6 protein-coding genes and 1 pseudogene are annotated in these 8,103 nt (G+C 56.5%); 4 read left to right on the top strand and 3 right to left on the bottom strand.

The genetic code is table 11. From position 1 onward, the window contains the following. The first annotated feature begins 124 nt into the window (after window positions 1-124). Window positions 125-616, top strand: coding sequence for a chemotaxis protein CheD (locus AKU94_RS03635; protein ID WP_050525983.1), 492 nt, complete (start codon window positions 125-127; stop codon window positions 614-616). An 829-nt stretch (window positions 617-1,445) separates the two neighbouring features. Here the strand turns inward: AKU94_RS03635 and gabT are convergent. Further along, entirely contained in the window at window positions 1,446-2,741 is a 1,296-nt protein-coding gene (gene gabT, locus AKU94_RS03630) for a 4-aminobutyrate--2-oxoglutarate transaminase (protein WP_050525982.1), read from the bottom strand. A gap of 140 nt (window positions 2,742-2,881) precedes the next feature. On the opposite strand from gabT, the gene AKU94_RS03625 reads away from it, so the two are divergent. The 3 genes from AKU94_RS03625 (at window position 2,882) to AKU94_RS03615 (ending at window position 6,613) form a co-directional block, all read left to right on the top strand. After that, window positions 2,882-3,460 (top strand): cupin domain-containing protein, encoded by a 579-nt coding sequence (locus AKU94_RS03625; protein WP_050525981.1) that lies wholly within the window; start codon window positions 2,882-2,884, stop codon window positions 3,458-3,460. Between the two features lie 478 nt (window positions 3,461-3,938). Further along, on the top strand, window positions 3,939-5,174 hold the full coding sequence (locus AKU94_RS03620) for a putative DNA modification/repair radical SAM protein (protein WP_050525980.1): 1,236 nt from the start codon (window positions 3,939-3,941) through the stop codon (window positions 5,172-5,174). Beyond that, entirely contained in the window at window positions 5,174-6,613 is a 1,440-nt protein-coding gene (locus AKU94_RS03615; protein ID WP_050525979.1) for a UdgX family uracil-DNA binding protein, read from the top strand. Before AKU94_RS03620 ends, AKU94_RS03615 begins: the two co-directional genes overlap by 1 nt. Before the next feature lie 579 nt (window positions 6,614-7,192). Here the strand turns inward: AKU94_RS03615 and AKU94_RS03610 are convergent. Then, window positions 7,193-7,513 (bottom strand): hypothetical protein, encoded by a 321-nt coding sequence (locus AKU94_RS03610; protein ID WP_157056394.1) that lies wholly within the window; start codon window positions 7,511-7,513, stop codon window positions 7,193-7,195. A gap of 39 nt (window positions 7,514-7,552) precedes the next feature. Then, window positions 7,553-8,053 (bottom strand): annotated as a pseudogene (locus tag AKU94_RS03605) (integrase core domain-containing protein); the annotation flags it as partial. Between the last annotated feature and the right edge of the window lie 50 nt (window positions 8,054-8,103).

Raw genomic sequence — 8,103 nt, 5'->3', positions numbered from 1 at the left:
TCCTAGAGCAAGCCACATATCATGACCGTACCGAATTTCAAGGCCGAAGCGAAACAGATCATGATTTACCTGAAATTAAGTTTTCCGCGGCACATTCTACCAAGGGCGAAAAAGGACAATTCCCATGAGCGGAGCGACCAGTGACCGGCACCGAGAGGAAATGAAAATTCTACATGTGGTTCAAGGTCAGATTGGTGTCACCGACGACGCGAGTGTGATATATACTGCAATTGTAGGCGTGGGTTTGGTCATTTGCATGTCAGATCCACAAGAAAACCTGGGCGGGATGGCACATTGCATGTTTGCCCAATCAGGTAATGATGCTCGGTTCGGGGACGTAGCCATCAGGTCGTTGATAGACCAGATTTCGGACAAGGGCGGCCAAATTTCCAGATTAGAAGCCCGGATTTATGGCGGTTCGAAACTGCATGAGGGGCGGCGTGACATTGGCAAAGACAACGCAGCCGGTGCACAACAGATATTACGAGACTTAAACATAAAAATTGTAGACCAGAATATCGGCAGGAACGTTGTGCGTCGTATCCGGTTCTGCCCCACCACCGGTAAAACCACCCTCTGCGAGAATGGTGAGACCTGGCCATACAGCGGGTCATAACTATCTTCGGGATTATCACTATCTTCGGGATTATCCCGCTGACTCATCACCCCCTAAATGTTGTGTTTAGAGCTTCAGTTTTCGCGGGTGTGGCCAAGGAGTGATGCACCGCACTCGGAAAGCTTCCTCAAGAACCAGGCTAACGACTTTCGAGGTACCGTTCTGCATTCGTCGATCACTGACGCAACGCGCCATCAGCTCCTGTCCATCAATAAGCTGCACGACTGGTCCCGCTGGCGGTTCGGTATTCTTTGGGACGGTTCAAGACCAAGCAGGGCAAGTTGGTCATCGGCGCCGTCTCTGACATGGAGAAGTCGTTTGGCGACAACCAAATGGTCTAGCAGCCATTGCGTGAAGAACTCTCGTTGGACTTCGGCCTCTCAGCCATGTTTGCAACGCCTGATGGCGATCTGCTAGGGCGCAGCTGGCTCGGAAAGTCGTATTACCGGACCACTGCGACAGCCTTGGGTGCCTTATTAATGCGGGAACTCAGACCACAAAATGTAGTGGCTGATGTGTCAGCGGGATAATCACCACTATCTTTTAAAATGGCGTTCCCTCTCAAACCGGAATCATGTCGCGACATCCGGCCCCCAGTTTTGCGGCAGGTCGGAGGTTAGCAGGCAAGTCGTCTAACTTGATGCCGTACATCCCCAAAATAGCGGTGGAGTCGAAGGGCGCCCCGCCTCGTCCTTTCATCCTAAAAGGGTGTGCCTTTGAATTAGTGGAAAATCGACCTGGCCCGCAATGATAAGGGCTGACCATATTACCGCCGCCAAATTAGGTGCCCCCCTGCCTCTTGGGCAGAGGGCTACGGTCACGGAAATGCTCAGCGCGTTTGGCGCATGACTGCCGCCTCCACCGAAGCCTCTATGATATCCAATGCTTCTTGCAGGTGATCCATCGGAATGGTCAGCGGCGGCAACAAGCGAATGACATTGTAACGCGTCCCGCAAGACAACAGGATCAATCCCCGTGCTTCGGCCTCGGCGACAATTGCGGCGGTCAATTCGGCGTCGGGTGCGTTGGTTTCACGATCAGTCACCAGTTCGAATGCGTTCATGGCGCCCAAGCCACGCACGTCGCCAATACACTCCATCCCCTGTCGTGCGGCAATCTGGGACAGGCGGGCACGGATCACTTCTCCGATCTCATCGGCGCGGGCGCAAAGGTCTTCGTCCTTGATCACGTCCAGCACCGCATGGGCCGCTGCGACGGCCAAGGGGTTGCCCGCATAGGTGCCGCCCATCCCGCCGGGATTTGGCGCATCAACGATATCGGCGCGCCCTGTCACAGCCGAGAGCGGAAAGCCACCGGCAAGCCCTTTGGCCATCGTCACCAGATCGGGTACCACATCCGAATGATCAAAGCCGAACATCCGCCCCGTGCGTGCCATACCGGCCTGAACCTCATCGGCAATAAGGACAATCCCGTGTTCATCGCAAATCGCACGCAACGCGCGCAGAAAATCGAACGGTGCGATGGTAAAACCGCCCTCGCCCTGCACCGGCTCGATGATGATCGCCGCGACCCGCTCCGGATCGACCGAAGATGCAAAGAGTCGCTCCAGATGGCTGATGGCCTCGGCCTCGGACACGCCATGCATCGGATTCGGAAACGGTGCGTGCACGACTTCGGGCGGCATCGCGCCGAACCCCTTCTTATAGGGGGCAACCTTGCCGGTCAGCGCCATGCCCAACAGCGTGCGGCCATGAAATGCGCCCGAGAACGAGACAATCCCCGAGCGGCCAGTGAAGGCGCGGGCCATCTTGACGGCATTCTCGACCGCCTCGGCACCGGTCGTAACCAACATGGTTTTCTTGGAGAAATCGCCGGGTGTCACAGCGTTAAGCCGCTCGGCCAGGGCGATATAACCCTCATAGGGGGCGACGTGAAAACAGGTATGGGTAAAGGCCGTCGCCTGTGCAGCCACTGCGGCCATGACCTTGGGGTGGCGGTGGCCGGTATTGTTCACGGCAATGCCCGAGGCAAAATCGATGAAACGCCGCCCCTCGGCATCCCAAAGCTCGGCATTCTCGGCGCGGGTCGCATAGATACCACGCGTTGCAACACCGCGCGCGACAGCTTCGGTTTTACGGGCAGAAAGGCGGGCAGATTCGGTCATGGTAGCCTCCGGAGTTGGACCACTACCCCTAGCACTGCGCAATATACTGCGCAATACTTTTGCATTTAATGCGCGACAACTTTCAACGGATTGTGCGCACGATTGCCGCCTGTTAAAAAGATGGAAAATATGGGAATACCATGGATAATTTTGATGTCGGCCAAAGACTTAGGCAGATGCGGCAAGATGCGTCTCTTTCCCAGCGCCAGCTTGCCGAGGCGTCCGGTGTGCCGCATGGTCAAATTTCAATGATTGAAACCAACCGTTCCAGCCCCTCCGTGTCGTCGCTGCGCAAGATACTGGGCGGCCTGAATGTGAGTATGTCAGAGTTTTTTGAACCCGATGCGCCGATCACCCAATCGGTCTTTTTCAAGCCTCAGGACATGCGCGATCTGACCACGCGACTTTACTCTACGCTAGATGATCCGCGCGGCAAGATGACCTTGCAGCAAATCGGGGATGCTAAGGCGCATAACCTGCAGATACTTTACGAACGCTATGAGCCCGGCGCCGATACTGGCGAGCAGTTGCTGGAACATGTCTCGCATGAAGGTGGGGTTGTAATCGCCGGGGAAATCGAGGTGACTGTCGGTGAGGAAACTGCTGTTTTGAAAGCGGGCGACAGCTTTTTGTTCGAATCCACCGCACCGCACCGTTTTCGCAATATCGGCGATCGAGAGGCCATTGTCGTCTCGGCTTGCACACCGCCCTATTTGTAAAGCTGCGCGTTTTTGCCCGCGCCGACCGCAGCCACCACGATCAACTGCACCCAAGGATTTTGGCCAGAACAACCCAGACAGGGTCGCCCAGAGGCAGACAGCATTTGGACGCCGTAATGACGTTTGCCCCGCCCGAAGCCCTGCGCGGCAAGCGAGATGTCGGACATATCTTCGCGCTGACAGGCCCTATGGTGTCGCCGTGTCCGGCAGGCGCTGCAAGAATTTGGCAAATGTCCTATTGGCCAAAAGGAGTGCTTCCCCGTCAAAACCGCTCTACGCCACATTCCACCGCCGCGATTCCATTCCCAAGCGGCGCAGGCCCGATCCAATCCTCCCGTCCCATTAACAACACGTGCACCTTTTACGTCCTGTGGCTTTGACAGCAGCTCCGTCGTGGCGGGGGGCAAAACACATGCATGTGAACAGCGCGGGGCAATAATCGGGTGACATGGTCAGGAATGGAACATATGAAGAACAAATGGCAAAGCAAACTCTGGATCAAAAGCTCGCAATTCTCAGCGATGCGGCAAAATACGATGCGTCCTGCGCGTCTTCGGGATCTACCAAACGCGATTCTCGCGATGGCAAAGGGCTTGGATCAAACGAAGGTAACGGCATTTGCCACGCCTATACCCCTGACGGGCGCTGCATCAGCCTATTAAAAATTCTGATGACGAATTTCTGCATCTACGATTGCAGCTATTGCATCAACCGTGTCTCTTCTAACGTGACCCGTGCGCGGTTCAGCGCTGATGAAGTCGTTCGCCTGACCATTGAATTTTATCGGCGCAACTATATCGAAGGGCTGTTTTTGTCCTCGGGCGTGATCCGCTCACCCGATGCGACGATGTCGGACATGGTGCTGATCGCCCGCAAACTGCGCCACGAAGAGAAATTTCGTGGCTATATCCACCTCAAGACGATACCAGATGCCGCACCAGAGTTGATCGAAGAGGCCGGCCTGCTGGCTGATCGCCTGTCGATCAATGTCGAATTGCCCACCGATGCCGCAGTAAAACAATATGCGCCCGAAAAGAAGCCCGAACAGATCCGCCGCGCGATGGCCAATGTCCGCATGGCCAAGGATGCCAGCAAGGAGAAATCCTTTACCGGCAAACGCCCGCCCCGTTTTGCCCCGGCAGGCCAGTCCACGCAGATGATTATCGGCGCAGATGGGTCGAATGATGCCACCATTCTGGGCCAGTCAACGCGGCTCTATTCCAGCTACAAACTGAAACGGGTATATTATTCCGCCTTCTCTCCTATTCCTGACAGTTCGGCGAAACTGCCACTGATCCGCCCGCCCTTGCAGCGCGAACATAGGCTTTATCAAGCGGATTGGCTGCTGCGGTTTTATGACTTTCAGCTGGATGAGATCACTTCCGTTACCCTCGCAGGCAACCTCGATCTGGATATTGACCCAAAGCTGGCATGGGCGCTGGCGCATCGCGGGGTATTTCCACTGGATGTGAACCACGCCAGCCGCGAAATGCTGTTGCGGGTGCCGGGGTTCGGGGTCAAGACGGTGGACCGTATCCTGATCACGCGCCGCCACAGGGCACTTCGCTATGAGGATCTGATGCGTATGGGGGCGTTGATGAAAAAGGCGCGGGCGTTTGTCACCGCAGGCGGCTGGACGCCGGGCGGCCTGACCGACAGCGCCAACCTGCGCGCACGTTTCGCCCCGCCACCTGAACAGCTGACCCTGTTCTGATGCATCAGGTCAGCCTGCCCCCGATCGGCACGGCCAAAGCATGGCGAGAGGCCGCGCGTAGGTTTCTGGCCTCGCGCGTGCCTCCCGAGCAGATTATTTGGGGGGACCACGCCGCCGCACCCGATCTTTTCGGCAATGTGACCCCACCCCCTGTGGGCGGACCTGTGTCCGTGCCGCGCAGTTTTGTCACAATGGCCCAAACCGCCGTCTGGCACAGCGATCCAGAGCGTTTCGCCCGGCTTTATGCCTTTTTGTGGCGGCTGAAAGACGCGCCACAGCTGATGAACGACCGCGGCGACGGTGATTTGGCGCACCTTCGCCAAATGGAGAAAAACGTGCGCCGCTGTCAGCACAAAATGAAGGCGTTTGTGCGTTTCCGCGAAATCGGCGCGCCCGACGCCCCCCGCCGCAGCTTTGCAGCATGGTTTGAGCCCAGCCATCACACGGTAGAGCCAACGGCGGATTTCTTTGTGCGCCGTTTTTCCGATATGGATTGGCGCATTCTGACCCCTGATGTATCGGCCATTTTCGAACACGGCAAACTGTCATTCCAACAGGGACACAGCAAGCCAGAGCTGCCAGAGGACGCAGGAGAGGCACTTTGGATCACCTATTTCCAGAATATCTTTAACCCTGCACGGCTTATGGTAAAGGCGATGCAATCGGAGATGCCCAGAAAATACTGGAAAAACATGCCCGAGGCCGCCCTTATCCCCCAAATGATCGCGCAGGCGCCCGCCCGCGCGCGCGCGATGGCCGAGGCGGCACCCACCCTGCCACCCGCACGCATGGCGCAGGTGCAGGCGCAAATGTTGCCTCACGCATCAGCCTGGGACGGTCCGCACGAAGATCTTCACCACGCGATCCGTGCCTGCACCCGCTGCCCCTTGCATTGCCATGCGACACAGGCGGTGCTTGGCGAGGGGCCCCGTGACGCTGATTTGATGGTGGTAGGGGAACAACCCGGCGATATGGAAGATCTTAGCGGTCGTCCCTTTGTCGGCCCCGCCGGGCAAATTTTCAACAGTATCGCCGCCGAGGTCGGGCTGAACCGCGACGCCGTCTATGTCACCAATGCGGTAAAGCACTTCAAATTCACACCGCGCGGCAAGAAACGCATTCACCAACGTCCCAACATATCCGAGATCGAGCATTGCCGCTGGTGGCTTAACGCCGAAATCGCACAGATACGCCCCAAGCTGATCCTTGCCATGGGCGCGGCCGCGGCGCAAAGCCTTACCGGAAATGACACCCCCATTTTACCCCGGTGCGGCAAAATCGAACCGGGGCCCTATGGAATTCCCGTACTTGTTACCCTGCATCCATCCTACCTGCTCCGGGTGACAGATACGGCTGTACGCAAGGCGGCAAATGCACAATTCAGGCAGAATCTTGCACAGTTTTGCGCTGCGGGTGGTATCAGACCAACCACGATATAGCCCTCTGGCAATCCGGGCACATTTGGCGCAAGCGCAAAGTTCCAATGCGCTTACATTAAACTATTGGTAAATTGCGGTCTTTGCATTGCGCGCACCATTGGGCTTGTCCACCGTGCTTTACCGTTCGAAATAAGTATATCGCTTTTTATACTGTGCGTAAAATGCGTCATTGAAAGGCACTTAGGACCCTGCCGATTGCGGGCCCAGCTGCATCAACCCCATATCATCGGTGATGACCCCATCAGGTGCCAAGGTTCGCCCCATCAAAGATCCGTTTGTGGCGCCGGAGTTGTTACCATAGAGCGGCTGCCGCCATTGTATGATAATAGTGCACTGGACGGCATGCAATCAGGGTTTGGTAACAGGCGTCAACTGCTGCAACATAGCGCTGCAGGACCATTACCAGAAAGGCGTTCACAGTAGCGGTAGAGCTGCGGGTATATTCGTGCGCCTGCGGATATAGCTGACAGCCAATAGTCAAGTGAACATCGCGCGAGATCTCTCCGGTGCAAACTTCATGCTCGGGGTGCAGAACAGACCACAAAAGACCGCAACCGTTTCCACCCCATCGCGCATGAATTATTCGCAAGCCTCGCGCACGTCTTTGCCATTCATGGGTGTATATGCGTTACCATTGGACTGAACACGTCCCCTCACAGTGCAAAGCAGGTAACGGGGCGCCAGTATGGTCGCAAGCGGATAATTCGCGTTATAGCAATAGCCGTCCTCTTTGTGCTCAAGGCGATCCTGACTGCTGTCTCCATGGCCATTGATGGTGATCAGGCCGTTGCAGATCGCGTTCGTGGGATCATTGGGGGGAAGTGATTTGAAGATACGCGCCACGCCCTTGCGATCCGCAACACATGAAGGCGGCAAAGGCTGCACCGGCGTCGATGCCAAGGTAATCCCCCCCTTTTTAACGAGGTGCATCCGTAGAACTTACGCGGCCATTTTCAGTTTCTGGGCGGGAGTGATGCCGCCGATGCCCCGCTGTCCGGCAACGGTTTGCAAGCAAACCGTGAGAGGAATGTTCGGGCGGTCGTTGTTGTATGTCCATAGCCATTGCGTGGCGTGATCTTGTGCCTCCTCTATGCTTTCGATGATGTATTGGTCCAGCCATTCATGCCGGACCGTCCGGTTGTAGCGCTCAATGTAAGCATTCTGTTGAGGTTTGCCGGGTTGGATGTGTAGGATGGTAACCCCTTGTTCCTCGGCCCATTTCATTAGCTTTCCACTGATGTATTCCGGGCCGTTGCCGACTCTTATGGTGCCGGGCTTGCCACGCCATTCGATGATGCGGTTGAGGCTTCTGATCACGCGTTCCGCTGGCAAAGAAAAGTCGACCTCGATGCCCAATCCTTCGCGATTGAAATCATCCAACACGTTCAAGAGCCGAAACGCCCGGCCATCCCCAAGGCGATCCGCCATGAAGTCCATCGACCCGCTGCCCGGCAGCGCATGTTTACATGCGCGAGAGGGAGGTCATGTTC

The sequence above is a fragment of the Pseudorhodobacter aquimaris genome, from assembly GCF_001202025.1.
Lineage (GTDB): Bacteria > Pseudomonadota > Alphaproteobacteria > Rhodobacterales > Rhodobacteraceae > Pseudorhodobacter > Pseudorhodobacter aquimaris.
This window is presented reverse-complemented; position numbering and strand designations above follow the sequence as displayed.

Excerpts from the sequence above, each read along its gene's own strand:
- AKU94_RS03635 (WP_050525983.1), top strand. The coding sequence starts at position 125 with ATGAGCGGAGCGACCAGTGACCGGCACCGAGAGGAAATGAAAATTCTA.
- gabT (WP_050525982.1), bottom strand. The coding sequence starts at position 2,741 with ATGACCGAATCTGCCCGCCTTTCTGCCCGTAAAACCGAAGCTGTCGCG.
- AKU94_RS03625 (WP_050525981.1), top strand. The coding sequence starts at position 2,882 with ATGGATAATTTTGATGTCGGCCAAAGACTTAGGCAGATGCGGCAAGAT.
- AKU94_RS03620 (WP_050525980.1), top strand. The coding sequence starts at position 3,939 with ATGGCAAAGCAAACTCTGGATCAAAAGCTCGCAATTCTCAGCGATGCG.
- AKU94_RS03615 (WP_050525979.1), top strand. The coding sequence starts at position 5,174 with ATGCATCAGGTCAGCCTGCCCCCGATCGGCACGGCCAAAGCATGGCGA.